Consider the following 23,295-nt stretch of genomic DNA (forward strand, 5'->3'; position numbering starts at 1 on the left):
CGGAGGCGTGACCACCAGCCAGCAGCAGAGCAACCAGCACACGCCGCCCTCCCGGCCCCTGTCCGGCACGCTCCCGCAGACCGACCGCACCCGCCACGGCCGCCTGCGCGAGCAGGGCAGCCTGGACCGCGCCGACCTCGAAGCGATCCTCGACGCGGGGTTCCTCTGCCACCTGGGTGTCGTCGTCGACGGGCACCCCATGGTGGTGCCGACCGTCTACGGCCGCGACGACACCCAGCTCTATCTGCACGGCTCGGTCGCGAGCCGCAGCCTGGCCGCCGACCCCGGCGCGACGGTCTGCGTCACCGTCACCCACGTGGACGGCCTGATCCTGGCCCGCTCGGTCTTCGAGCACGGCGTCAACTACCGCAGCGCGATGATCTACGGCGTCCCGCGCAAGGTCACCGACCCGGACGAGAAGCTGACCGGCCTGCGCCTGCTCACCGAACACGCGGCCCCCGGCCAGTGGGACTACGCCCGCGGCCCCAGCCGCAAGGAGCTCGCCGCGACCACGCTGCTCGCCCTCTCCCTGGAGGAGGCGTCGGTCAAGACGAGCGTGGGCCCGCCGGACGACGGCGAGGGACCGGACGCCGGGCTCGGCGTCTGGGCCGGGAACCTTCCCCTGACGGCCAGTTGGGGCACCCCGGTCGCCGACCCGCTGCTCCCGCCGGGCATCGCGGTCCCGCCGCACATCGCCGGGCGCGGCGGGACACGGCACGGCTGACTCGGGTCCCGGCACGGCTGACCCGGGTCAGGGCACGGCCGACTCAGGTCAGGGCACGGCCGAGTCGGGTCAGGGCCGCACGGGGGCGGGCTTCCCGCAGCCGTGCGCCTTCGCCGAGCCTTCCGCGAACGCCTTGAGGGCGGCGCGCTGGTAGGCACGGTCGGCGGACGTGGGTTCGGCCTTCCCGTCCTGCTCGTACGAGGGCGAGTCGGACCCCGGCGGCTCGACGGTGAACAGGGCCCGCTCGCCGCCCTTCTCGCACGCCGCGCTCACCCAGTAGCCGCCATCGGGGAAGCGTCCCGAGGGCGACGCGCCGGGGACACGGCCCGGCGCCAGGTAGCTGAAGCGGTCCTGGAAGCGGTACCGCTCGTCCTGCGCGTACGGGCCGTAGGAGGCGCTCAGCCGATACCGCCCGCCCACGTCGTCGCTCGACCCGGCCACCGGAAGGCCGTCCCTGGACACGCTCCCGGGCCCCAGCACGCACACCTCGACCGGCGTCCCGCGCCGCGCGCCCTCCCACGCCAGCGCCGTCCCGGAGCCGCGCCCCGGAACGCCCCGGCAGGACGCGGCGGCCTCGGCGAGCGGCACGGACTCGTCCGTGTCCACCGGCAGCGGCACCGTGCGCGGGGCCTTGCCCAGGTCGGCGTCGCAGCCCCAGTGGCCGGATGCGTTGGCCGCCGTCGCGGTGGCGATCCGGGCGAAGGCGGTGCGCTGCCGGGGGTCGTCCAGGGACACGTCCTCGTCCTTGGTGTCGACGGTGACCAGAAGTCCGCCGCGGCCACGGGCGCAGTCGAGGAGGACCGCGGTGGTGGCCGACGCGTCGCCGCCCGACTCCCCGGTGGTGAACAGGCCGTTCCAGCCGGCGCCGACCGCGACCGGCGGCAGGGTGGGGTAGACGTCCGGGTACACCCCGCTGTACTGGCCGGCGAAGGCCTCGTCGCGCCGCTGCCGCGCGTCCGGGCCGTCGTCGTCCTTCGCCACCCGCTCCGGCACCGCGCGCACGCTCACCGAGACCGAGCCTTCGCGCGCGGAGCTGTCCTCGTCGTCGCGGGCGATCGTGCACTCCACGCGCAGCGAGGCGTCGCTCAGCTCGCCGTCCGCCCGGTCGCGCGTCTCGTCCTTGAAGGGCCCCTCGCCCAGTACGTCACGCACTTCGGTGGCCGGGAGCACCCCCGCGCAGGCCCCGCCCACCAGGCGCTGCGCCACCCACCGGTCGTAGCCACCGCCGAACCAGAAGTACCCGCCCGCCACCAGCGCCAGGGCGAGCACCGCCCCACCAGCCGTGGTGAGCTTCCGTCGGGCCCCGGACCGCAAGGTCAGCCCCGCCACTGCTCCACCTCTCCCATGATCTCGGTGTCCGCGCAGTGCGAGCGCCGCGGCCAGCCGTCGTCCGCCGCCAGATAGCGGTCGAGCACGGCCCGCGCGTCCGCGGAGACGCGCCGCTGGTCCTTCTTGTCCAGCACGACCTTGTCCTGGTTCTGGAAGTCGAGCGCGGGCGTCACGGTGACCCGGTGGAACGTCGGACCGCCGTCGCACACCGACCGCGCCCAGAGCGCGAGCAGCGGATCGTCGCCCGACCGCTCGACGGTCAGCCCGCCTGCGGAATCCGGCTTGTGCGGGTCGAGTTCGGACCCGGGGACGTCGCCGCTGCCGGCGAACCTCTCGTACGCGCCCGGCGCGAGGACACCGGACCAGCTCTGCGCGCTCGCCGCCTTGGTCGTCGGCTCGGCCGACCAGCGGTCTTCGTCGTCCGACCGCCCGCCGCACGACCCGGCGCGCCTGCTGTACGTCGTGTCGTTCTCGCGGAACTTCCATGTGCCCGGCGCGAACTTCAGCGCCTTGGGGGAGAGCCAGTCGCAGAGCGCGTCGGAGCCCTTCGGCTCCTTGGCATCGGCCAACGGCCGTCCACCGCACCCTTGTTCACGGCTGACCCAGTCGGCGACCCGGACCGCCGTGCTCGACGCCAGGAGCCGGTCGGCCTTCGGGACGGCGTACTCGCTGTCGGCGTGCGAGGGCAGCTCCACCGAGACGAGCAGATCCTTCGACGGCCGGACCCGCCCGCTCAGGCCCTTGGGGCATTCGGTGAGCAGGGTGGCCGACACCTGGCTGCCGTCCAGCCGCTCCTCGACGGATATGCCCCCCAAGGCACCGCTGGGCAGCGGCAGTTCGAAGCCGCCGCCCGGCGCGTCGGTCTTGCCGAGCACCGCCTGGGCCCGCACCCCCGCCTGCGCGTCCGGCTCCCCGCGGCCGCCGCCCCACGTCAGCGTGCAGTCGAGCAGCGCCCGGCTCTGCTGCCGCGGTGCGAGCAGCGAGCCGTACTCGTCCAGTACGCCCGCCGAGTCGTCCGGCACGAAGTCGCTCAGCTCACCGGGGAGCAGGCCCTCGCAGGCGCGGGCCAGCTGGTCGTGGTTGGCGGCGCGGAGGTCGTCGCGCTCCTGGGACCGCGACACGGCGATCACGGTACCGGCGACCATGAGCAGCAGCGCGGCCCCGCCGGTCAGCAGCAGCCACGTACGCCTTTGGACGTCACGCATCCCGGGCACGCGCTCCCCTTCCCCCGTAGAGCCGACAGCGAGATCACACATCAAGATCGGACGAGTGACGCTATCAACTGCGGCCGGGACGGCGGGGCGAGGGTCAGCGGAGGTCGAGTTCTCCGGAGATGACGCGCCGGGACACCGATTCGAGGGGCACCCCCAGGGCGAACGCCCGCGCCTTGATGAGCGCCAGGGCGTCACTGACCGAACTGCCCGCCTGCTCGGACAGCACACCGGCGGCCTGGTGGACCACGGCCCGCAGGTCCGCGCCGCCGTAGAGGCAGGGATCGGAGTCGGGGCCGATCAGGATGCCGTCCGCCAGCGCGTCGGCGACCTCGCGGAACTTGCCCGCCCTGGCGAGCGCCGATGAGGGATCGAAGACGGTGAGCGCTCCTATGCAGTCCGACGACACCTTCAGCGGCAGCGCGGCGACGGACGTCAGGCCCAGGGCGGCCAGCCCGGAGCCGTAACCGGGCCAGCGCCTTTCGAGCGCCTGGCCCGATGCGTACACCGCACGGCGGCCGCGGACCGCGTCGCGGCCGGGGCCCGCGGTCAGGACGTACTCCAGATCCTGGGCGCCGCGCGACGACCGGTCCGAAGCGGCGACCACGAGCTGGCTCAGGTCTGCTCCGACGAGGGTGAGGGCCGCGCTGTGTGTCCCGCAGGCCTCCGCGACCCCGGCCATGAAAAGAGGGCGCAGACCACCTCTGCCCTCCGCCTCCGTCAGCCTCCGTGCGTACGCCTGCTGGAGGCGGGCCGTGGTCTCGTGCCGCTCGGCGACCGCGCGGTGCCGCGTCGCCATCGCCGCGTGGAAGTCGCGCCCGCTCTCCGCGAACATTTCGTCGTACCGCTCGGCGTTCGCCGTTTCCTGCTCGGCTCGTTCAGCGGCCCGATGCGCTCTCTGCCAGGCGGCCTCTGCCTGACCGCCCGGCAGCCCGGAACTGCCTTGCCTGGAGCTCATCTTCACAGAATACGACGTACCGGTTCAGTTGCCGCCTTCGTTCGAGAGGTCTTCCATCAGGAGGACGACACCGCCGTTGTGGCCGTCGAACGGGGAACAGATGACCGAACAGTCGATGCGGCGTCCGATGCGGTTCACCGCCGGGATGACCACGGGACCGGACCGCTTGCCCGACGCGACGCACTCCTGGATGACGTTGCGCAGCTGGTCGGTGGGCAGCCCGAATTCCAGGGCGAAGAACGGCTCGCCGAGCACCTCGTCCGGGCGCAGCCCCCACAGGTCGACCGCGCCGCGGTTCCAGCTCCTGGCCCGCAGGTCGGCGGAGAGGACCACCACCCCCGCCGCGATACTGCTCACCACGCCCTCCAGGAAGGCCCTGGCCTCGTCCAGGTCCGTGGTGCGCAGCCGCATCTCGTCGTTCATCGTCTCGAGCTCTTCATTGCCCGACTGGAGCTCTTCGTTGGTGGTCTCCAGCTCCTCGTTCGTGGACTGGAGCTCCTCGTTGGTCGTCTCCAGTTCCTCGATGCTCGACTGGAGCTCTTCGTTGGTGGTCTCCAGCTCCTCGTTCGTCGACTGGAGCTCCTCGTAGGCCGTCTCCAGGTCCTCGCGGACCCGCTTGATCTCGGCCCTGAGCTTGGTGGCCTGGGTGACGTCGGTGAAGGTGACGTTGATGGCGACCGGCAGGCCGGGACCGCCCATGATCGGCTGGATGTCGATGTCGAAGTACTGCAGCTCGTTGCCCAGGCGCCGCTCGGCCCCGTGCACCTGGAGCGTCCGGCGCTCGTGCGTGGCCTGGTCGATCAGGGAGCGCAGCTCGGTGGGCCGGTAGGAGAGCTCCAGGTCCTGGAACGGGCGGCCCATGTCGTTCGAGGTCAGGCCGAACTGGGCGCGGGCGCCGTTGTTGATCAGCATGACGGTGCCGTTGCCGTCCAGGGCGATGCTCGCGCCCGGCGACGCGTCCAGGATCAGGTCCAGCAACTGACGTGTGCGGACGGCCTGTTGCTCCTCCTCCGCGTTGCCGGCCCGGGCCTTGACGGGGTGCGCGGGATAGGGCGGCGAGCTGCCTCCCGGGCGGCGCCGGAAGACGCGCTGGCGGATGCTGACCGCCTCGAACCGTTCTCCGTCGTTCAGGAGCATCTCGGCCTTGCCGAGGAAGAGGTAGCCGCCCTCGCGCAGGGCGAAGTGGTAGCGGTCCAGGATCTGGGTCTGCGCCTCGACGTTGAAGTACATCAGCGTGTTGCGGCAGACGAGCAGGTCCAGGCGGGAGATCGGGGCGTCGCGGGTGATGTCGTGGCGCCCGAAGATGACCCGGCGCCGCAGATCGGTCCGGAAGACGTACTGCGTGCCGTACCGCTCGAAGTACTTGTCCCGCAGCTCCTTGGCGAGCGGCGCCAGCGTCCTGGCGGGGTAGTGGCCAAGGCGTGCGTCGCGCAGCGCCTCCTCGTCGACGTCCGTGGCGTAGATCTTGACGCGGCGCACGCACTCCTCGATGCCGAGCTGTTCCGCGAAGAGGATGGCCAGCGAGTACGCCTCCTCGCCGCTGGAGCAGCCCGCGCTCCACACCCGGATCTCGTCGTCGGGCCCGGCCTCCGCGATCAGCGCGGGCAGCACGTCGCGCTTGAGGAGCCCCCAGGCCTCCGGGTCGCGGAAGACCGACGTGACGTTGATCAGGATCGTGTTGAACAGCGCACGGAACTCGTCCGTGTCGGTCTCCAGGAGATCGCGGTAGTCGCTGTAGTCCGGCAGACCGACGTCGCCCATCCGCTTGCGGATGCGGCGGCCCAGCGTGGACCGCTTGTACCCGGTGAAGTCGAAGCCGCGCGCGTCCCGGATGAACCGCAGGAGATCCTCCAGACCCTGGTCGACGAGCCCGTCGGCCTGCGCCCCGCGCGGCGGCCGACCCGTCTCCTGGTCCGTCTCCTGGCCGCTCTCCTGCGCCCGCTCCGTCTGACGCTCCTGTTCCGCCTCACTCACCCGCTCGGCCTCACGCACCTGGTCGGACTCGCTCGCCTGCTCCGGCCGTTCCTGCGCCCCCTGTTCGGCGCCCTGCTCTGTCCCGGCGCCGGGCGACTCGCTCATCACTGCCTCTTGTCCTCGACCAGTCCGCGGATGGCCGCGGCGATTTCCTCGATACGGAGTACGAAGTCCACGGAGCCGGTGTCGACCGCCGCCTTCGGCATCCCCGTGAACTGCGCGGTCCGCGGGTCCTCGGCGATCACGGTGCCGCCGCGCGACTTGACCGCCTCCACGCCCATCGAGCCGTCCACGCCGGTACCGGTGATCACACAGGCGATGGCCCCCGGTCCGTACGCCCCGGCCACCGACTCGAAGAGCAGGTCGGCCGAGGGCCGCACGAAGTGCACGAGCTCGCTGTTCGACAGCGTGAGCACCCCGTCCGGGCCCACCAGGAGGTGCCGGTCGGGCGGTGCCAGATACACGGTCCCCGGATTAACGGGCTCCTGGTCCTCCGCCAGCTTCACATAGAGCTCGGTGCGCCGGGAGAGAACCTCCGCGAGGAGGGTGCGGTGGCGCGGATCAAGGTGCTGGACCACGAGCACCGGCACCGGCAGATCGGGCCCGAGCCCGCCCAGAAGCTCGCCCAGGCCCTGAATGCCTCCGGCGGACGACGCGACAGCCACGATGGCGTACGGCCCTGATGCGTGCTGTTCCGACCTCACACCGTCGAGCCTATCGGCTGCCGGTCCGATCGGTGCCGTGCCGCCGAGCGGCGGAGCACACCCTTGTCGCCGACCGGGGCATCTGCTTGACTCCGCCCGCCAGAACGCCAGAGCGCCTACTCACCGGCGGAGGTCGCCATGGACATCACCCGCAGACGCCTGCTGTCCGCCCTGTCGGCCGCCGGACTCCTGGCGGTGGTCCCCGCGCTGCCCGTGTCCGCCGCACAGGCCGCGGCGGACAGCGCGCGCCTCCTGGCCAACACCGTGGGGATCTTCGCGGGGACCGCCGAGTCCAACGCGCGCCCCGAGACGGCCGCCAAGCTCGCCGCCGTGGACAGGACCGCGCGGACGAACCTGAAGTCGATGGACGACGCGGGCGAGGGCGAGCTCTTCGCCGGCCTGGCGCTCGGCACGGACGACGCCAACCTCAACACGGCCTTCAGGCGGCTGTACGAGATCGCCCTCGCCACCCGCACCCCGGGCACCCCCTCCGACCTCTACGGGAACACCGCCGTGCAGCGCCGGGTGATCGACGCCCTCGTCTGGCTGCACGAACGTTTCTACGGCGACCAGTCCAAGGGCTACTACGGCAACTGGTTCAACTGGGAGATCGGCATCTCCCAGCACGTCAGCAAGGCTCTGGCCCTCCTCGTCGACGAGGTGCGGACCTATCGGCCCGACCTCATCGCCACGTACGTCGCCTCGATGGACGCCTATCTGCGCAACGGCACCGACGGGGACGTGAACCTCGACTCGCGCTTCCACACCGGCGCCAACCTCGCCGACATCACCACCAACCGCATCCTGCAGGGCGCGCTCCTGGGCGCGGGCGGCGAGGCCCGCATCCGCAAGGCCCTCACCGACCAGCTGACGGTCTTCGTCACCATCGACCCCTACCACCTCGACCACGGGGTGACGGACGGCCATTACGCGGACGGCTCCTTCATCCAGCACGCCTCCGTCGCCTATACGGGCTCGTACGGAAAGGGCCTGCTCACGCGGGTCGTGCAGACCCTCAAGATCCTCGACGGCACGGGCTTCGCGCACGGCGAGGAGCTGGTGCCGACCGTCAACAAGTGGGTGCGCGACGGCTTCGCGCCGCTCATCTTCGAGGGCTGGATGATGGAGATCGTCAAGGGGCGCGCGGTGTCGCGGCCGGACGGCGGCTACGTGGACGTCGCGGTCGTCGTCGAGGCCGTCGTCGACCTCTCCTCCCTCTCCACCGGCGCCGACGCCACCGCCCTGAAGAGCTATGTGAAGCACATCCGGGCGACCTCGCGCGCCGCCCTCAACCCGACCAGCTTCGTCTCACCGATCAGCATCGTGCGCTACACGGACATCATCGGCGACGCCTCAATCCCGCCCGCCGACCTCAACCCCGTCTCGCGCAGCGTCGCCTTCAACGCCATGGACAAGAACGTCCACCGCAGAGCGGGCTACGCCTTCGCGCTGGCGCGCAGCTCCGACCGGATCAGCAAGTACGAGTACATGAGCGGCGAGAACCTCATGCCGTGGTTCCAGGGCGACGGCGCGTACTACCTCTACCTCTCCGGCCAGGACCAGACCCAGGCGTACGGAGTCGACTACTTCACCACGGTCTCGCCGTACGGCCTCGCGGGGGTCACCGCGCCCGTCGAGCGGCGCGGGACGGTCCCCGAGCTCTACGGCAAGCCGTACTACGACAACCCCGGCCACCCCCTGAACTTCACTTCCTCCTCCGAGTCGCAGAACAAGTACGTCTACTTCCCGCGCGGCACCAACCGGCACTCGGGTGGCGCCGTCCTCGGGGCGTACGGCGCGGCCGGGGCCGTGCAGTCCAGTGATGCCGCCTTCCGCGACCGGGAGTTGCTGCCGGACGACTTCGTGGTCCACCGCAACGCCACGGCGACCAAGTCGTGGTTCCTGCTCGACGAGGAGATCGTGGTGCTCGCGGCGGGCGTGGGCGACGCGGCAGGGCGGGCCGTGACGACGACGGTCGACGCGCGGACCGCGGCCCCCGGCGACCAGGTCTCCGTGACGGGGGAGCGGCGCGACGGCCGCCCGTGGAGCGGCGCGGGCACGGCCGACCTCCGGTGGCTGCGCTACGCCAACGCCACGCAGCGCACCTCCGTCGGCTACGTCTTCCTGGACACCCCGAAGGTGCGGATCGCCCTGGACACGGTGACCCGCAGCCGCCGCGTCGTCCGCACCGCGAACCCCGACACCGCGGTGACGCGCACGGTCCTCGGCGTGAGCGTGGACCGCGAGGCCGGGGCGAGGCCGGTCTCCCTGGCCTACGCGCTGGTGCCGAACGCGGGCGAGGCGGGGCTGCGGTCCTACCGGGGCGGGCAGCCGCTGAAGGTCGTCGCGAACACGGTGCGCCTGCAGGCCGTCAGCCACGCGGGCCTGGGCCTGACCGCCGCGAACAGCTTCACGGCGGGCCGCCATGAGGCCGCCGGGGTCCGGATCGAGGGGCCCGCGTCGGTGCTCGTGCGGCGCGAGCGGCGCGGCCCGACCACCGTGGCGGTGTCCGATCCGACGATGGACCGCGACAGGATCACGGTGCTGCTCCGCGGCCCCTTGCTGCGGGAGGTCACGGCCGACGAGGGGGTGCGCGTGAGCCGGGCCCGCGGCGGGACCCGGATCGACGTCGACACCCACCACGCCTACGGACGGAGCTTCACGGTGACGTTGCGCGGCTAGTTCCCGCGCACTTGGGGCGTTTGGGGTGTTGTCGCCGGAGTGGGGCATGATGCCGACATGAGTGATCTACGGGGGACGTACCAGCGGCACGGCCGGCAACTGGCGCCGCACGGAGGACAGATCCCGTACGGCGGGCAGTTGCTCTCCCGGCGGCTGCCGGGCCTGGCCGGGGACGCGCGCCGCTTTCTCGCGGTGATCGTCGACCTGGTCGTCGCGCTGTACGGCGCGGTGGGCATCGCCGGCCTTGCCCCGGAGACCAGCCCCTGGTGGACGCTCTACGCCCTCGTTCCGGTGGTGTCCTTCACCAACCAGTGCGTCCTGACGCTGCTGTTCCGGGGCAGTGTCGGCAAGCTGCTCCTCGGCGTACGGGTGATGCGCGCCGCCGACGCGGGCCGCCCCGGACCGGTCCGTCTCCTGCGCCGCTGGCTCGCCGGACTGTGCTGGCTGCCGCTTCAGCCCTGGTACTGGCTCCGGGAGAACTTCGGCGGCAGCACCCGGAACTCGGTGCGCGAGAGCTGGACGGGCGAGCTCTACGACACGGACATCGCAGGTGTGCGTTCCGTGCGCCGCAAGGACCTCGCCGTCTGGCAGCGTGACCACTGAGCCAGCCCGGCCCGTTCAGGACGCTCAGGACTTTCAGGGCTCTGAGGACTCCTCGACGGTGACGGCCCGCACCGGGCAGGACCGCACCGCCTCGCGCACCCGGGGATCGCCGCCGCCGTCCTCGCGGCCGGGGAGCACCTCGCTGAAGCCGTCGTCGTCCTGGGTGAAGACGCTCGGCGCGTTGAGCGCGCACATCCCGGCGCCCACGCACCGCTCCTTTTCCACATGGACCCGCACGTTCATCTCCTACCAGATGACGGGGAGTTCGAGCATCCCCTGGATCGTGTCGCCCGGTTTGAACGGGATCTCCCGCGCGGGCACCGCGAGGCGCAGGTCCGGCATCCGCTGGAAGAGCGTCCGCAGGGCGATCTCGATCTCGGCGCGGGCGAGGTTCTGCCCGAGGCACTGGTGGATGCCGAACCCGAAGGCCAGGTGGTGGCGGTTGGCGCGGTGGAAGTCCAGCTCCTCCGGCGCCTCGTAGGCCGTGCCGTCGCGGTTGATGAGGGAGGTGGAGAAGATGACGCCGTCGTCCGCGCGAATGGTGCTTCCCGCGACGTCGATGTCCTCCTTCGCCACCCGCAGCATGCCGTCCGCGATGGACAGGAAGCGCAGCAGCTCCTCGACTGCCGCGGGCATCAGCGTCTGCTCGGCGCGCAGTTCGGCGAGCTGCTCCGGATGCTGGAGGAGTGTGAACGTCCCCAGGGAGATCATGTTCGCCGTGGTCTCGTGCCCCGCCACCAGCAGGATCGTCGCCAGGCTGACCAGTTCCTCGCGGTCGAGCGCACCCTCGGAGAGCTGGCGGTGGATGAGCTCGTCCAGGAGCCCGTCGCCCGGCTGCCTCCGCTTGCCGTCGATCAACGCGTGGAAATACGCGTCCAGTTCGTCCCGGGCGCGCTCGGTGTCCTCGGCGCGCGGACCGCGCAGCAGCCGGCGCGACTGCTCCTCGAAGAACTCGTGGTCGGCGTAGGGGACGCCGAGGAGGGCGCAGATCACCATGGAGGGCACCGGCAGCGCGAACGCGTTCACCAGCTCGGCCGGTGAACCCTGTGCGGCCATGGCGTCGATGAGCCGGTCGACCGTCTCCTGGATGCGGGGGCGCAGGGCGGCGATCCGCTTGACGGAGAAGCTGGGGATCAGCATGCGGCGCTGCGTGTTGTGCACGGGGTCGTCGACGCCGAGCAGGGCGACTCGGCGGTTGCTCACCTTCGCGAAGCGCTCGGTCGGCGCGGGGAACGCCTCGTTCTCGCGGTCGGTGGACAGGCGTGCGTCGATGAGCAGGTCACGGGCCGTTCCCTGTCCGGTGACCACCCAGACGGAACGGCCGTCGAACAGCCGGACCCGGGAGAGCGGCCGGGCTTCGCGGAGTGGTTCGTACGAAGTGGGCGGGTGGTAGGGACACGTGCGGTCCTGCGGGAAGGCGACTGGTTCGGACGCGACTGATTCCGTCATGGACGTACCTCACAAGCGGAGGGGCTCCTTTTACCTCTCTCATTGGATGCCTGGGGCATCTACTTGGTCCACGACAAGACAAGCCAGATAGCGGCCCGTTCGGCGGACGATTCTGGCCGGAATCACACCCTCCGCTCAACCTTCCCGCGTCCATGGCCGCAGGCCGGGGCGACCGGCGGGCGAAGCCGCGCCGTACGGTGATCCCGTACGACAACATCCTGTGCCGGACGCCGAGTTGGAGGCTGTGATCCGTGGCTGACCACGACCTGACGGGATTCACCCGGAGCCGGTTCACGCACGAGGGCACCACCCGCAAGATCCTGCGGCGCGGTGAAGGCCCCGCCGTCGTCGTGATGGCGGAGATCCCTGGCATCACCCCCAAGGTCCTCGCCTTCGCCGAGAAGGTCGCCGCCATCGGCTGCACGGCGGTGCTCCCCGTCCTGTTCGGCACGCCGGGCCGGGACGCCCACCCCACGGCCCACGGTTCGCTGCGGTCGGGGCTCTACACGGCGTCGTCCGTCCTGAAGGTGTGCGTGAGCCGGGAATTCAACCTGCTGGCCACCGGCCGCAGTTCGCGCGTGGTGACCTGGCTGCGCGCCCTGGCCGCGCACGAGCACGAGCGCTGCGGCGGCCCGGGTGTCGGGGCCGTCGGCATGTGCCTCACCGGCGGCTTCGCCCTGGCGATGGCCACCGACGACCGGCTCCTCGCGCCGGTCCTCTCCCAGCCCTCGCTGCCGCTGGCCGTCACCGGCCGCCGTGCGTGCGCCATCGACATCTCCGACGAGGAACTCGCCGTGGTGAAGGGCCGTTGCGAGCAGGACGGGCTGCGGGTCCTCGGGGCGCGGTTCCGGGGCGACCGGCTGGTTCCCGGCGACCGGTTCGCCTTCCTGCGCCGCGAGCTCGGCGATGCGTTCACCGCCGTCGAGCTCGACGACGGCGACGCCAACCCCGAGGGCGTCCTGCCGCCGCACTCCGTCCTGACCGAGCACCTCGTCGACGCGCCGGGGCAGCCGACGCGGGCCGCGCTCGACGAGGTCCTCGACCTCTTCCGTACGCGACTGCTTCAGGAGGCCGACGGCTCGGCGGCTCCGTAGCCGCGCGCCCGCACCGCTCGCGGCGTCACGCCCCACCAGCGCCGGCAGCAGCGGTTCAGGGCCGACTGCTCGGAGAGGCCGAGGAGCAGGGCGACCTGGCCCAGCGGCAGGTCGGTCTCCACGAGATAGCGGCGGGCGGCGCCGCGGCGTTCCTCGTCCAGCACCGCGGCGAAGGTAGTGCCCGCGGCGCGCAGCCGGCGCTGCAGGGTCCGCGGATGGACGTTCAGCAGGCGCGCGACGGTGTCGATCTCCGGCGGTGAGGTGCCCAGCGAGCGCTCGACGACGGCGCGGACGCCGCTGACGACGTCCGTCCGCTCCTTGGGCAGTTGCTCGTCCAGGTGCGCGAGCGCGAGGCGGCGCAGATGGGCGTTGCCGCCGTCGAGCGGCCGGTCGGCCAGGCTGAGCGGGACCCGCAGCAGGGCCGCGGGGCGGTTTGTCTTCACGGGTACGCCGAAGAAGTCCTCGTACACCGACAGCGGGGCGAGCAGCGGATGCGGCAGTTCGACGGAGCCGAGGCCGTACGGGCCGACCAAGTAGACGATGGCCCGGTGCATGAAGCCCAGGGAGAGGTCGATGCCCTGGGGCGGCGCCTCGACGCCCTCACGCACGCCGTAGCGCAGCGCGGCGACCCCCGGCGTGCCGTACGGATCGGGCTCCAGGCTGAGGCTCAGCGAGCGCGCGTGGACGAACAGATAGCGCGTGGTGCACTCCAGGGCGTCCCCGAGCGTCGCGGAGTTCTGGATGGCGAGCGCCAGGGCGCCGAGCATGCCCAGGTCCTGCCGGGCCGCCATGCGCAGACCGAGATCAGGACAGCCGAGATCCTCGGCGGCCAGTTCGAGTACGGCGGCCATCGCCTCCTCGGGCACCAGGAGGTCGTCACCGTCGAGCGCGGCGACGGGGCAGCCCGCCTGCCGGGCGTAGAACTCGGCGTCACCGCCGAGCTCCGCCACCGTGGCGCGGAAGCCGCGCAGCCCCGCCGATCTGATCACGGACATGTCGTCCAGGGTCAAAGATCTGTCGTCCCGGGTCAATTCCTGCCGGGTGTGCTTCCGGACACTGAAGGAATGACGCACTCCGTAGACTCAAGCACCGCCGGTACCGGCAGCACCGACGCCCCGGGCGAGCACGACGGCATCGAGCACATCGACGTGGTGATCGTGGGCGCCGGTCTCTCCGGCGTCGGCGCCGCCTACCGGCTGCAGACCGAGTGCCCCGAGCGTTCGTACGCGATCATCGAGGCGCGGCAGTCCATGGGCGGTACGTGGGACCTGTTCCGCTACCCCGGGGTGCGCTCGGACTCCGACATGTTCACCCTGGGCTACGCCTTCAAGCCCTGGCGCGAGTCGAAGGTGCTCGCCGACGGAGAGTCCATCCTGAGCTACATCAAGGAGACCGCCGCGGAGTTCGGCATCGACCGCCGGATCCGCTACGGGACCAAGGTCGTCGGCGCCGACTGGTCCACCGCGACGGCGCGCTGGACGGTGACCCTGGAACGCACCGGGGAGGACGGCAGCCGCACCCTGACCACCGTCACCTGCGACTTCCTCTACTCCTGCGCGGGCTACTACGACTACGACCAGGGACACGCCCCCGAGTTCGCGGGCGTCGACTCCTTCGCCGGCACGGTCGTGCACCCGCAGTTCTGGCCCGAGGACCTGGACCACGCGGGCAAGCGCGTGGTCGTCATCGGTAGCGGCGCCACCGCCGTCACGCTGGTGCCCGCGATGGCGCGGAGCGCCGCGCACGTCACCATGTTGCAGCGCACCCCGACCTGGATCGGCTCGCTGCCCTCGCGGGACATCCTGGCCGACGGCATCCGCGCCGTACTGCCCGCGAACGCGGCCCACCGGGTCGTGCGGACGAAGAACATCCTCTTCGCCATCGGCCTCTACCAGTTCTGCCGCCGCAGCCCGAAGGCCGCGCGGCGGGTGCTCACCGGCCTCAACAAGCGCATCGTCAAGGACGACCAACTGGTCGCCGACCACCTCACGCCGTCGTACGACCCGTGGGACCAGCGGCTGTGCGCGGTGCCCGACGCCGATCTGTTCCAGGTCCTGAAGACGGGCGAGGCCGAGATAGTCACCGACCACATCGACCGCTTCGTCCCCGAGGGCATCCGGCTGAAGTCCGGCCGCGTCCTGGAGGCCGACGTGGTCGTGACCGCCACCGGACTCCAACTGCTCGCCTTCGGCGGCATCGCGCCGCACGTCGACGGCGAACCCGTTGAGCTGAACCGGCAGTTCGTGTGGCGCGGCGCGATGATGACGGGCGTCCCGAACTTCGCCGTCTGCATCGGCTACACCAATGCGTCCTGGACCCTGCGCGCCGATCTCACGTCGCGCCTCGTGTGCAAGGTGCTCAACCACATGCGCGAGAACGACTACGCGGCGGTGGAGCCGAGGCCCACCAGCACCCTCAACGAACGCCCGCTGCTCGACCTGGCCTCCGGATACGTCCAGCGCTCCATCGACGCCTTCCCCCGGCAGGGCGACCGCGGCCCCTGGAAGGTCCGGCAGAACTACGTGCTCGACGCGGCGTCGACGATGCGCACCAACCTGCGCAAGACGCTCGCGCCCACACCGCTCTCCGCCGTGCGCGGGGCCCGTACGGCGGTCTCCGAGCAGCCCGCGGTGGGCGCGGCAGCAGCTGCCGGGCCCGGCCCCGAAAAGAGCTGGCGCTCCGCCTGAGCCCGGGGCTAGGGTTCCTTCTGTTCGCCCGGCGGCCTCTCTGGCTGCCGGTGCCGGTTGAGTGTGTACCAGGAGGTGTGACCGATGGCTGTCGTTGAGATGGGCGCTGCCCGCATCGAGAAGTCCGTTCATTCCACCTCCGTGGTCACCGGCTGACCTTCCTCTTTTCCGCGCCAGTGTGCGCGTGCGCCGGGGCCACCCCTGTGAAGGGTCCCCCCTTGTCTTCCTCTGCATCCCAGCAGCCTTCTTCTTCCTCTTCTTCTCCGACTTCGCACCCTCTCGCGCCCTACGGCTGGGACGAGAACTGGGAAGCCGACTTCACCCCGTACGCGGCGCAGGGCCTGCTGCCCGGCCGGGTCCTGCGGGTCGACCGCGGTCAGTGCGACGTGGTCACCCCCGACGGCACCGTGCGGGCCGACACCGAGTTCGTCGTGCCCCGCGACCCGATGAAGGTCGTGTGCACGGGCGACTGGGTCGCGCTCGACCCCGAGGGCGGCGACCCGCGGTACGTCCGTACGCTGCTGCCGCGCCGCACCGCCTTCGTGCGCTCCACCTCGTCCAAGCGGTCCGAGGGGCAGATCCTCGCGGCCAACGTCGACCACGCGATCATCGCGGTCTCGCTCGCCGTCGAGCTCGACCTCGGCCGGATCGAACGGTTCCTGGCCCTGGCCTGGGAGTCCGGGGCCCAGCCCCTGGTCGTCCTCACCAAGGCCGACCTGGTCCCGGACGCCACGGGCCTGTCCTACCTGGTCGAGGACGTGGAGACGTCGGCACCCGGCGTGCAGGTGCTCCCGGTCAGCGCCACGACGGGAGAAGGAGTCGACATCCTCTGTGCCGTCGTCTCCGGCGGCACGTCCGTCCTGCTCGGCCAGTCCGGAGCGGGCAAGTCGACCCTGGCCAACGCCCTGGTCGGCGAGGACGTCATGCACGTCAACGCCGCCCGTGACGTGGACGGCAAGGGCCGCCACACCACGACGACCCGCAACCTCCTGGTGCTCCCCGCAGGTGGCGTCCTCATCGATACGCCGGGCCTGCGAGGTGTCGGCCTCTTCGACGCGGGGTCGGGCGTCGGCCAGGTCTTCTCCGAGATCGAGGAGCTCGCGGCCGACTGCCGCTTCCACGACTGCGCCCACACCGCCGAGCCCGGCTGCGCGGTCCTCGCGGCCGTGGAGGACGGCACGCTCCCGGGCCGCCGCCTCGACAGCTACCGCAAGCTGATCCGCGAGAACCAGCGCATCGTCGCCAAGACGGACGCGAAGCTCCGGGCGGACATGCGCCGCATGTGGAAACTGCGGGGCGCGGAGGGCAAGGCGGCCATGGAGGCGAAGCGGGGGCGCATCCGCTAGGGGGCGGCATCGCGGTGCGGGGTGGTGAGAGCGCCCCGCACCGCACCGGCGGGGGTCGGCTGGGCGTGGCCCCGGGAGCGCCCGGTGGCGGCGCGGGATGCTGGCTGCTTGGCTCCTGGGCTTTGTGTATCTGCCTCCGGGGGAGAGTCTGTGCCTCGCCGGCTGGGGCTTGGCGGGGCGTGGCCCGGGAGTACCGGGTGACGGCGCGGGGTGTTGGCTGCTTGGCTCTCGGGTCCTTGCGCACCTGCCTCCGGTGGCGGAGAGGCTGGTGCCTGTCGGAGGGGGCTTGGCGGGGTGCGGCCCCGGGAGCGCCCCGGGACGGCGCAGGGCGCGGGCCGCTTCGCCCCTGGTTCCTTCGTCGTGTGCCCGGCCTGCCCCGTTCCGTCCAGCGTGGCGTCCGAATTCCGCCAGCCGAAGCGTCGGCGGCGTCGCACACTGGGAGACGTGATCGATGAAGAGACCAGGTACGAGGCGGTTCGCAGCCGCGACGCGCGCTTCGACGGGGAGTTCTTCTTCGCCGTCGAGACCACCGGCATCTACTGCCGGCCCAGCTGCCCCGCCGTCACCCCGAAGCGCAAGAACGTCCGCTACTACACCACCGCGGCAGCCGCCCAGGGCTCCGGATTCCGGGCCTGCCGCCGCTGCCGCCCGGACGCCGTGCCGGGGTCCGCGGAGTGGAACGTACGCGCGGACGTCGTAGGCCGCGCCATGCGCATGATCGGTGACGGCGTCGTCGACCGCGAGGGCGTCTCCGGTCTCGCCGTGCGGCTCGGCTACAGCGCCCGGCAGGTGCAGCGCCAGCTCACCGCCGAGCTGGGCGCGGGGCCCGTCGCACTCGCCCGGGCCCAACGCGCCCACACCGCACGGGTATTGCTGCAGACCACGGATCTGCCGATCACGGAGATCGCGTTCGCCGCGGGGTTCGCCAGCGTGCGGCAGTTCAACGACACGATCCGGGTGGTGTACGCCCTGACGCCCACCGCGCTGCGGGCCGCTGCGCCGCGTGGCGGGGGCGCGGGGCGGGCGACCCCGGCGGCCGGGGTGCCGCTGCGGCTCGCCTACCGGGGGGCCTACCAGGCCGGTGCGGTCTTCGACCTGCTCTCCGACGAGGCCGTCGCAGGCGTCGAGCAGGTGAGCGGGGAGCGGGGCGGTCGGACGTACCGGCGTACGTTGCGGCTGCCGTACGGCACGGGGATCGTGGCCGTCGAGGAGAGCGACCACGGGCCGGGCGGCTGGCTGGACGCCAGGCTCCACCTGACCGATCTGCGGGACCTCACGACCGCCGTGCAGCGGCTGAGGCGGCTCCTCGACCTCGACGCGGACCCGTACGCGGTGGACGAGCGGCTCGGCGCGGACGCGCGGCTCGCTCCGCTGGTCGCGGCGCGCCCCGGCCTCCGCTCGCCGGGCGCGGCGGATCCGGAGGAGTTCGCGGTGCGGGCGCTGGTGGGGCGGGGGGAGGCCTCGGTGCTGGTGGAGCGGTACGGGAAGGCGCTGGACGCGCCGTGCGGAGAGCTGACGCACGTCTTCCCGGAGCCGGGCGCACTGGCCGGGGAACCGGGGCCGCTGGGGGAGTTGGCCACTGCCCTTGCCGATGGGCGGGTGCGGCTGGACGCGGGGGCGGATCGGGAGGATGCGGAGGCGGGCCTCTTGGCCTTGGAGGGGGTGGGTGCGGGGGTTGCGGCGGTTGTTCGGATGCGGGCTCTGGGGGATCCGGATGTGGGTTTGCCGGGGGTGGATGTGCGTGAGGGGTGGCGGCCTTGGCGGTCCTATGGGGTCCGGCACTTGCTGGCGGCAGGGTAGGGAATTCTCCCCAACCCCGCCTTGGCTGCCGTCATCACCGGCTTCGCCGAGTTCGTCCTCACACGCCGGACGGGCTGGAAATCCAGCCCGTCCGGCGTGTGAGGACATCTTGTCCGGGGTCTGGGGCGGAGCCCCAGGTAGGCCCGGGGCGCAGGCACGGTTTTCGGGAAGGGGCGGGGTCGGGGGGACTCCTCACTCCTCCAGCCCCCAGCTGTGGATCCGCCGAGGATGAATCCGAATCAGCTCCTCACTGAAGTGAGGGCCCAACTCGTGCGGCCCCGTGAGGAGTTCCGCATCGCCCCGGATGTCCACCCCCCGCACCTTCCACGGCCTCTCGCTCACCACGTCGTCCACCACCAGCGACACCTTCGGATTCCCCTGTAGGTTCCGCCACTTCTTGGTGGTCCCCAGCGCATAACCACCGATCAAGATCGTCCCGTCGTCCTGCGGGAAGAACCCGACAGGATTCGCCTGCGGCTGCCCCGTCGCGTCGACGCTGGCCATCCGGCCCAGACGCTGGGACTTGAGGTACGCCCGCTCGGCCTCGCTGAATTCGGTCATGGCGCGAGCCTAAGCCGCGGGCAGGCCCCACCGCGGCGCCTCCCCGTTCGGTTCGACCGGCGCGATCCGCAGATCCGGCCGGTCGCCCCTGGCCGTGATCAGCGCCGACTCGCCCCGCCCGATGGCCACCTTGACGGCGCCCCCTCCCACGTCCTCGTACGACAGCCGGCGCCCCCGCCCGTCCCGCACCTCGATCGCCCCCGCGATCCCGTGCCGCACCACGCACGGTGCCCCCGCCTCGCTCACGAGCCGTACCCACCGGGTCGTCCCGCCCTTCCGCACCGCGCTGAGCAGGAACGCCCCCTGCGTACGGAAGTTGTGCACCGTGAGGTCCGCCCACGCCGCAGGCAGGGCGGGGAAGACGCGGATGACGTCGCCCCAGGACTGGCAGACCATGTCGTGCAGGGACTGCGCGGCGGAGAGCGGGGTCTCGATGACCGGGCCCGACTCCTTGTACATGGTGTTGGGCTGGATGAAGCGCGACATCAGCTGCCCGAGGTACTTCAGCGCGTCCTCGCCCTTGCCGAGCAGCGCCGACATGGACGCGGCGCCCGTGAACGTATAGCCCTGCAGGGCCCCCTCGAAGCCCACCCAGTGGGCCAAGGACCGTTCGATCAGGGCGCGTTCGTCCGCCGTGCGGCCCGTCACCTCGTACAGCGGGTACACCGCGAGCATGTGGGAGTAGTGGCGGTGCGACTTCGCGAAGGGGATGTCCGCGCCGATCATGTAGCCGTTCGCGTCGGCCGGGTACGCGGCCAGCCTGCTGCCCACCTCCCTCCAGCGCGGCACCAGATCGTCTTCCACGCCCAGGATTTCAGAGGCCTCCAGCAGGGTGCGGCAGCCCCACCTCAGGAGCATCAAGTCGTAGTTGCAGTCGCGCGAATTGCCGCCGTACTCAGGCGAGTACGTCGCCGGGAGGTGCAACTTGCCGTCCGCGCCCGGCTCCAGGAAGTGCAGGTAGTAGTTGATCGCCTTGCGCAGGAGCGGGAAGAGCACGTCGCGCAGGATCGACTTGTCCATGGTGTGGCGGTAGCTCAGCCAGACGTTGTGCAGAGCCCACGTGAGGTTGCCCACCTCGGGAGTTGGGGGTCCCCCCTGCTCCTTGAGAGTTTGGGGGAGGGTCCTGGCCGGGGATGCCGACTCCGTACCCGCCGTCCGTGACCGATGCCCCGTTCACCAGGGACGGGTCCGTGGTGCGCGGGATGCCGAGCGAGTCGGCGCGGTAGGGGGCCGCCATCTCCTTGGTGAGGTTGGACCGGAACTCGCTCAACGCGCGCGTGACGGCGTCCAGTTCGAGGTGGTTGGAGCCGTGGATCAGCCAGTACTCCAGCTGCACGTTCAGGTTCCACCAGGTGTTGGGCCACGGCGTCGGCTCCAGCCAGGGACCGCAGGTCGCCATCACCGGCGCGTCGCGGCGGGCGGCGGCCGCCGTCTTGTAGAGCTGGATCCAGTAGAAGCGCTGCATCCGGGCGTCGGGCAGCGACAGGAAGCTCTTGCGGTAGTACGCGTGCCACCAGGCCCGGTGCGACGCCGCGAGACCGTCGTACGAGAGGCCCGCCGCACTCCGCACCGCCCGCACCGCACGGTCGCGCGCCGTCGTCCCGGGGTGCGAGTGCGCCACGTTCACGTACAGCGTCCTGGCCGCGCCCCGCGTCCGCTCCCGCCACGCGGTGACGTGCTGGCCGCCCGCGAGCAGCGGCTGCACGGCGGCCGTGACACCGTCGTACTCCTTGACCTCGGCGGGCGGGTTGCCCCCGTACCCCTCCGGCAGCGGCTTGAACGTGGCGCGCGGGCTGATCGCATCCGCCGGGTGGAACACCCACCGGAAGCCGCGCTCGCCCGCGCTCGGGGTGACCTCGACGGCGAGGACGGAGCGCGTGGTGTGCACCTGCGCGCGGAGCTCCAGGGTGCCCTTGTCCGTGGTGAGGGTGCCGGTCAGCTCGGCGTCACGCAGCCGCAGGCGCCAGTCGATGCCGGTGATCGCGCCGACGGGTTCGAGCGTGAAGTGGCCGATCGGCAGGCGGGCGAGCCCGAAGAGGGAGCCGAACTCGGGATGGGGGTCCCCCCTGCTCCTTAAGAGCTTGGGGGAGGTCCTGCACCTCGGAGTGCTGGACGTTGAAGCGCAGTGCCGTCGTCGCGCCGTCCTGCTGTGCGCCGGGCTGCGTGCTCGGCCGCGTGCTCGGCTCGGCGTAGATCCCCGAGCCGAGGAAGCCGTTGCCGAGGTAAGGGCCCTCGTACCAAGTCTTCGGCAGCTTTTGCCAGACCAGATCGGCGTCGTCGAGCACGGTGCGCCAGGGGTCGCCGGGCGCGCTCACCTCCGTGGGCTCATGTGACGCGGCGGCGGCCTGGGCGGGCAGGCCGCCCGCCATCAGTGCGCCGCCGACCGCGGTTCCGGTGGTGGCGAGCACGGTTCTTCTGGACGGGCTTGGCATCGCTTCTCCCGGAGTCATCGGCTGAGTCATCGGAGCTTTACCTCGCTGAAAGCTAGAGAGGGTGCGGCATCCAGTCAATGAGTCGGGATAGATCCGATGGGAAGACATGTACGTGAACGTGCGTGGGGGGTGTGTGGGCAAGTGGGCATGTGCGCGCGTGGCGAGTGGGTGGCCGGCGGGGCTGCTCAGCCCCAGATCACGGCCCCCAGCCACGCCCCCGCGATCAGCAGGCACGCGAACAGCTCGGTCAGCACGCTCCAGCCGCCCGCCCGCATGGCCGTCCGCGTCGCCGCCACCGCCTCCCCGTGCCTGCCGAGCCGCAGCCGCTCCGCCAGGTAGATCCCCCCGACGAACCCCGGGAGCGATCCGATCACCGGCACCACGCAGAACCCGACCAGGGCCCCGGCCCCCGCGTACACGGCCGTCCGGCGCGTGGCGCCGCTCTGCCGGAAGCGCCGGGGCGGCAGCAGCCATCGGATGCCCTGTGCCACGAGGAGTACGACGGACGCGCCGACCAGGACTCCCCAGGCGACCGGCTCCGGGTCCTGCAGCGCCCACCACAGAATGGCGGCCCACACCAGCCACGGTCCCGGCACCCCGGGCACAAGCACTCCGCCGATTCCCAGCAGCAGCACCACTGAGACCAGCAGGAGTTCCCACGCTCCCATCTGCCAAGCGTGCAGGAAACGGGAGAAAACCGCAGGTCGCGCGAGCCCCGTCGGCCCCGTTCCGGCCGACTACCGGGCCACCCAGCCCCGCTCGTACGCGTGCCAGCCCAGCTGGAGCCGTGTCGTCACGCCCGTCAGCTCCATCAGGCGCTTGACCCGGCGCTGCACCGTCCGAAGGCCCAGGTCGAGCTGTTTGGCGACGCTCGCGTCCGTCAGGCCCGCGAGCAGCAGCGACAGGATCTCCAGGTCCGCGCCGTCCGGCCCCTCGGGGGCGTCCTCGGTGACCGCGTGGCCGCCCTCGCCGAGCCGCAGCGGCAGCGCGTCCCGCCACACCGCCTCGAAGAGGCCCGTCAGGGATTCGAGCAGGCCGCTCGCGTGCACCACGAGCGCGGCGGGCTCCGCCCTGCGCGAGGTCAGCGGCACCATCGCGAGCGAGCCGTCGGCGATCACCAGCTTCGTCGGGACGCGGTCCACGACGCGCACCTGTTCGTCGCGGCCGATCGCCGTCGACAGTTCGACGAGGCCGGTGGGGAGCGCGAGGACGGAGCGTTCGACCACCACGCGGTAGGTGACGCCGCGGCCCGCGGCCTGCTCCTCCGCGTCGTTCTCCATGCCGGTGATCGCCACGGGGTTGCCGGTGACCAGGGCGCACACCTCGTCGCTCGCGCCCAGCTGGAGCTGGAGGAAGCGCTGTGCGACCGCGCCGGCGCCGGTGACCACCTCGACCAGGTCGTGCACCGCGGGCTCGGCGGCCTGGGCGCGGTACTCCTCGGCGAGCAGTTTCGCCGCAAGCTCGGCCTTCTCCAGTTCGTGCCGCTGCTGGGTCAGGAGCGCGCCGAGAGCGACACCCGGCGGGCCAGCCACCCACCGGCCCGCCTTGCCGGACGCCTGGGCCGCGAGGCCGTGCAGTTCCAGGTGGCGCAGCGCGCGCACCGTCTCCGGCTCGCCCAGCGAGAGCCGCCGCGCGAGATCGGGCACGTCGGCGGCGCCCACCGCCACCAGGGCGCGGTACGCCGTCTCGTGCGTCTCGTCCAGACCTATCGCAGCCAGCATGCGGCGACGTCCCTCCCCAA

General features: G+C 71.8%; 21 protein-coding genes. 7 read left to right on the forward strand and 14 right to left on the reverse strand.

The window, feature by feature from the left end; translation table 11 throughout:
• Window positions 1-58 precede the first annotated feature (58 nt).
• A complete protein-coding gene (locus ACIGXX_RS06110; RefSeq protein WP_399974312.1) occupies window positions 59-724 on the forward strand; it encodes a pyridoxamine 5'-phosphate oxidase family protein in 666 nt (221 codons plus the stop codon).
• 69 nt (window positions 725-793) lie between these two features.
• On the opposite strand, the gene ACIGXX_RS06115 is transcribed toward ACIGXX_RS06110, so the two are convergent.
• The 5 genes from ACIGXX_RS06115 to ACIGXX_RS06135 form a co-directional block, all read right to left on the reverse strand.
• Window positions 794-2,053, reverse strand: a complete 1,260-nt coding sequence (locus ACIGXX_RS06115; protein WP_399973190.1) for a hypothetical protein — start codon at window positions 2,051-2,053, stop codon at window positions 794-796.
• Window positions 2,041-3,258, reverse strand: coding sequence for a hypothetical protein (locus ACIGXX_RS06120; RefSeq protein ID WP_399974315.1), 1,218 nt, complete (start codon window positions 3,256-3,258; stop codon window positions 2,041-2,043). The genes ACIGXX_RS06115 and ACIGXX_RS06120 overlap by 13 nt, the downstream gene beginning before the upstream one ends.
• Before the next feature lie 103 nt (window positions 3,259-3,361).
• Window positions 3,362-4,222, reverse strand: a complete 861-nt coding sequence (locus ACIGXX_RS06125; RefSeq protein WP_366464040.1) for an ANTAR domain-containing protein — start codon at window positions 4,220-4,222, stop codon at window positions 3,362-3,364.
• 24 nt (window positions 4,223-4,246) lie between these two features.
• The gene (locus tag ACIGXX_RS06130; protein ID WP_351158622.1) at window positions 4,247-6,301 is read right to left on the reverse strand and encodes a CheR family methyltransferase; all 2,055 of its coding nucleotides are present in this window, start codon (window positions 6,299-6,301) and stop codon (window positions 4,247-4,249) included.
• Complete coding sequence (locus tag ACIGXX_RS06135; protein ID WP_351158624.1) at window positions 6,301-6,900, reverse strand: chemotaxis protein CheB; 600 nt, start codon at window positions 6,898-6,900, stop codon at window positions 6,301-6,303. Before ACIGXX_RS06135 ends, ACIGXX_RS06130 begins: the two co-directional genes overlap by 1 nt.
• A gap of 138 nt (window positions 6,901-7,038) precedes the next feature.
• On the opposite strand from ACIGXX_RS06135, the gene ACIGXX_RS06140 reads away from it, so the two are divergent.
• Window positions 7,039-9,582 (forward strand): polysaccharide lyase family 8 super-sandwich domain-containing protein, encoded by a 2,544-nt coding sequence (locus ACIGXX_RS06140; protein ID WP_399973194.1) that lies wholly within the window; start codon window positions 7,039-7,041, stop codon window positions 9,580-9,582.
• A 57-nt stretch (window positions 9,583-9,639) separates the two neighbouring features.
• Complete coding sequence (locus ACIGXX_RS06145) at window positions 9,640-10,185, forward strand: RDD family protein (RefSeq protein WP_351158628.1); 546 nt, start codon at window positions 9,640-9,642, stop codon at window positions 10,183-10,185.
• 33 nt (window positions 10,186-10,218) lie between these two features.
• Here ACIGXX_RS06145 and ACIGXX_RS06150 read toward each other — a convergent pair whose 3' ends face one another.
• Both ACIGXX_RS06150 and ACIGXX_RS06155 read right to left on the reverse strand, forming a co-directional pair.
• Complete coding sequence (locus ACIGXX_RS06150) at window positions 10,219-10,422, reverse strand: ferredoxin (protein ID WP_351158630.1); 204 nt, start codon at window positions 10,420-10,422, stop codon at window positions 10,219-10,221.
• 9 nt (window positions 10,423-10,431) lie between these two features.
• Window positions 10,432-11,634 carry a cytochrome P450 gene (locus tag ACIGXX_RS06155; RefSeq protein ID WP_399973198.1) on the reverse strand — a complete coding sequence of 401 codons (1,203 nt, stop codon included), beginning with the start codon at window positions 11,632-11,634 and terminating at the stop codon, window positions 10,432-10,434.
• A gap of 251 nt (window positions 11,635-11,885) precedes the next feature.
• On the opposite strand from ACIGXX_RS06155, the gene ACIGXX_RS06160 reads away from it, so the two are divergent.
• Complete coding sequence (locus ACIGXX_RS06160) at window positions 11,886-12,728, forward strand: dienelactone hydrolase family protein (RefSeq protein WP_399973201.1); 843 nt, start codon at window positions 11,886-11,888, stop codon at window positions 12,726-12,728.
• On the opposite strand, the gene ACIGXX_RS06165 is transcribed toward ACIGXX_RS06160, so the two are convergent.
• Window positions 12,698-13,723 (reverse strand): AraC family transcriptional regulator, encoded by a 1,026-nt coding sequence (locus ACIGXX_RS06165; RefSeq protein WP_351158635.1) that lies wholly within the window; start codon window positions 13,721-13,723, stop codon window positions 12,698-12,700. The genes ACIGXX_RS06160 and ACIGXX_RS06165 overlap by 31 nt on opposite strands.
• 69 nt (window positions 13,724-13,792) lie before the next feature.
• On the opposite strand from ACIGXX_RS06165, the gene ACIGXX_RS06170 reads away from it, so the two are divergent.
• The 3 genes from ACIGXX_RS06170 (at window position 13,793) to ACIGXX_RS06180 (ending at window position 18,561) form a co-directional block, all read left to right on the forward strand.
• Window positions 13,793-15,415: a flavin-containing monooxygenase gene (locus tag ACIGXX_RS06170; protein ID WP_399973205.1), complete on the forward strand. Its 1,623-nt coding sequence runs from the start codon at window positions 13,793-13,795 to the stop codon at window positions 15,413-15,415.
• A 218-nt stretch (window positions 15,416-15,633) separates the two neighbouring features.
• On the forward strand, window positions 15,634-16,761 hold the full coding sequence (gene rsgA, locus ACIGXX_RS06175; RefSeq protein WP_399973208.1) for a ribosome small subunit-dependent GTPase A: 1,128 nt from the start codon (window positions 15,634-15,636) through the stop codon (window positions 16,759-16,761).
• A 447-nt stretch (window positions 16,762-17,208) separates the two neighbouring features.
• The gene (locus ACIGXX_RS06180; RefSeq protein WP_399974318.1) at window positions 17,209-18,561 is read left to right on the forward strand and encodes a DNA-3-methyladenine glycosylase 2 family protein; all 1,353 of its coding nucleotides are present in this window, start codon (window positions 17,209-17,211) and stop codon (window positions 18,559-18,561) included.
• A 192-nt stretch (window positions 18,562-18,753) separates the two neighbouring features.
• Here the strand turns inward: ACIGXX_RS06180 and ACIGXX_RS06185 are convergent, their stop codons facing one another.
• The 6 genes from ACIGXX_RS06185 to ACIGXX_RS06210 form a co-directional block, all read right to left on the reverse strand.
• Window positions 18,754-19,122 (reverse strand): PPOX class F420-dependent oxidoreductase, encoded by a 369-nt coding sequence (locus tag ACIGXX_RS06185; RefSeq protein WP_351158643.1) that lies wholly within the window; start codon window positions 19,120-19,122, stop codon window positions 18,754-18,756.
• Between the two features lie 9 nt (window positions 19,123-19,131).
• Entirely contained in the window at window positions 19,132-20,130 is a 999-nt protein-coding gene (locus ACIGXX_RS06190; RefSeq protein WP_399974321.1) for a glycosyl hydrolase family 95 catalytic domain-containing protein, read from the reverse strand.
• Window positions 20,018-21,010: a hypothetical protein gene (locus tag ACIGXX_RS06195; RefSeq protein ID WP_399973213.1), complete on the reverse strand. Its 993-nt coding sequence runs from the start codon at window positions 21,008-21,010 to the stop codon at window positions 20,018-20,020. The genes ACIGXX_RS06190 and ACIGXX_RS06195 overlap by 113 nt, the downstream gene beginning before the upstream one ends.
• Before the next feature lie 58 nt (window positions 21,011-21,068).
• A complete protein-coding gene (locus ACIGXX_RS06200) occupies window positions 21,069-21,530 on the reverse strand; it encodes a hypothetical protein (RefSeq protein ID WP_384311902.1) in 462 nt (153 codons plus the stop codon).
• Window positions 21,531-21,739: 209 nt separating this feature from the next.
• Window positions 21,740-22,222 (reverse strand): DUF456 domain-containing protein, encoded by a 483-nt coding sequence (locus ACIGXX_RS06205; RefSeq protein WP_351158646.1) that lies wholly within the window; start codon window positions 22,220-22,222, stop codon window positions 21,740-21,742.
• A gap of 69 nt (window positions 22,223-22,291) precedes the next feature.
• Window positions 22,292-23,275 carry a helix-turn-helix transcriptional regulator gene (locus tag ACIGXX_RS06210; RefSeq protein WP_399973217.1) on the reverse strand — a complete coding sequence of 328 codons (984 nt, stop codon included), beginning with the start codon at window positions 23,273-23,275 and terminating at the stop codon, window positions 22,292-22,294.
• Window positions 23,276-23,295 lie beyond the last annotated feature (20 nt).

It is taken from the genome of Streptomyces sp. NPDC055243, from assembly GCF_044544025.1.
In the GTDB taxonomy this organism is placed as follows: Bacteria; Actinomycetota; Actinomycetes; order Streptomycetales; family Streptomycetaceae; genus Streptomyces.

Coding starts and splice junctions, on each gene's coding strand:
- ACIGXX_RS06120 (WP_399974315.1), bottom strand. CDS start 3,258: ATGCGTGACGTCCAAAGGCGTACGTGGCTGCTGCTGACCGGCGGGGCC.
- ACIGXX_RS06125 (WP_366464040.1), bottom strand. CDS start 4,222: ATGAGCTCCAGGCAAGGCAGTTCCGGGCTGCCGGGCGGTCAGGCAGAG.
- ACIGXX_RS06130 (WP_351158622.1), bottom strand. CDS start 6,301: ATGAGCGAGTCGCCCGGCGCCGGGACAGAGCAGGGCGCCGAACAGGGG.
- ACIGXX_RS06140 (WP_399973194.1), top strand. CDS start 7,039: ATGGACATCACCCGCAGACGCCTGCTGTCCGCCCTGTCGGCCGCCGGA.
- ACIGXX_RS06145 (WP_351158628.1), top strand. CDS start 9,640: ATGAGTGATCTACGGGGGACGTACCAGCGGCACGGCCGGCAACTGGCG.
- ACIGXX_RS06155 (WP_399973198.1), bottom strand. CDS start 11,634: ATGACGGAATCAGTCGCGTCCGAACCAGTCGCCTTCCCGCAGGACCGC.
- ACIGXX_RS06165 (WP_351158635.1), bottom strand. CDS start 13,723: ATGTCCGTGATCAGATCGGCGGGGCTGCGCGGCTTCCGCGCCACGGTG.
- ACIGXX_RS06170 (WP_399973205.1), top strand. CDS start 13,793: ATGACGCACTCCGTAGACTCAAGCACCGCCGGTACCGGCAGCACCGAC.
- ACIGXX_RS06185 (WP_351158643.1), bottom strand. CDS start 19,122: ATGACCGAATTCAGCGAGGCCGAGCGGGCGTACCTCAAGTCCCAGCGT.
- ACIGXX_RS06205 (WP_351158646.1), bottom strand. CDS start 22,222: ATGGGAGCGTGGGAACTCCTGCTGGTCTCAGTGGTGCTGCTGCTGGGA.
- ACIGXX_RS06210 (WP_399973217.1), bottom strand. CDS start 23,275: ATGCTGGCTGCGATAGGTCTGGACGAGACGCACGAGACGGCGTACCGC.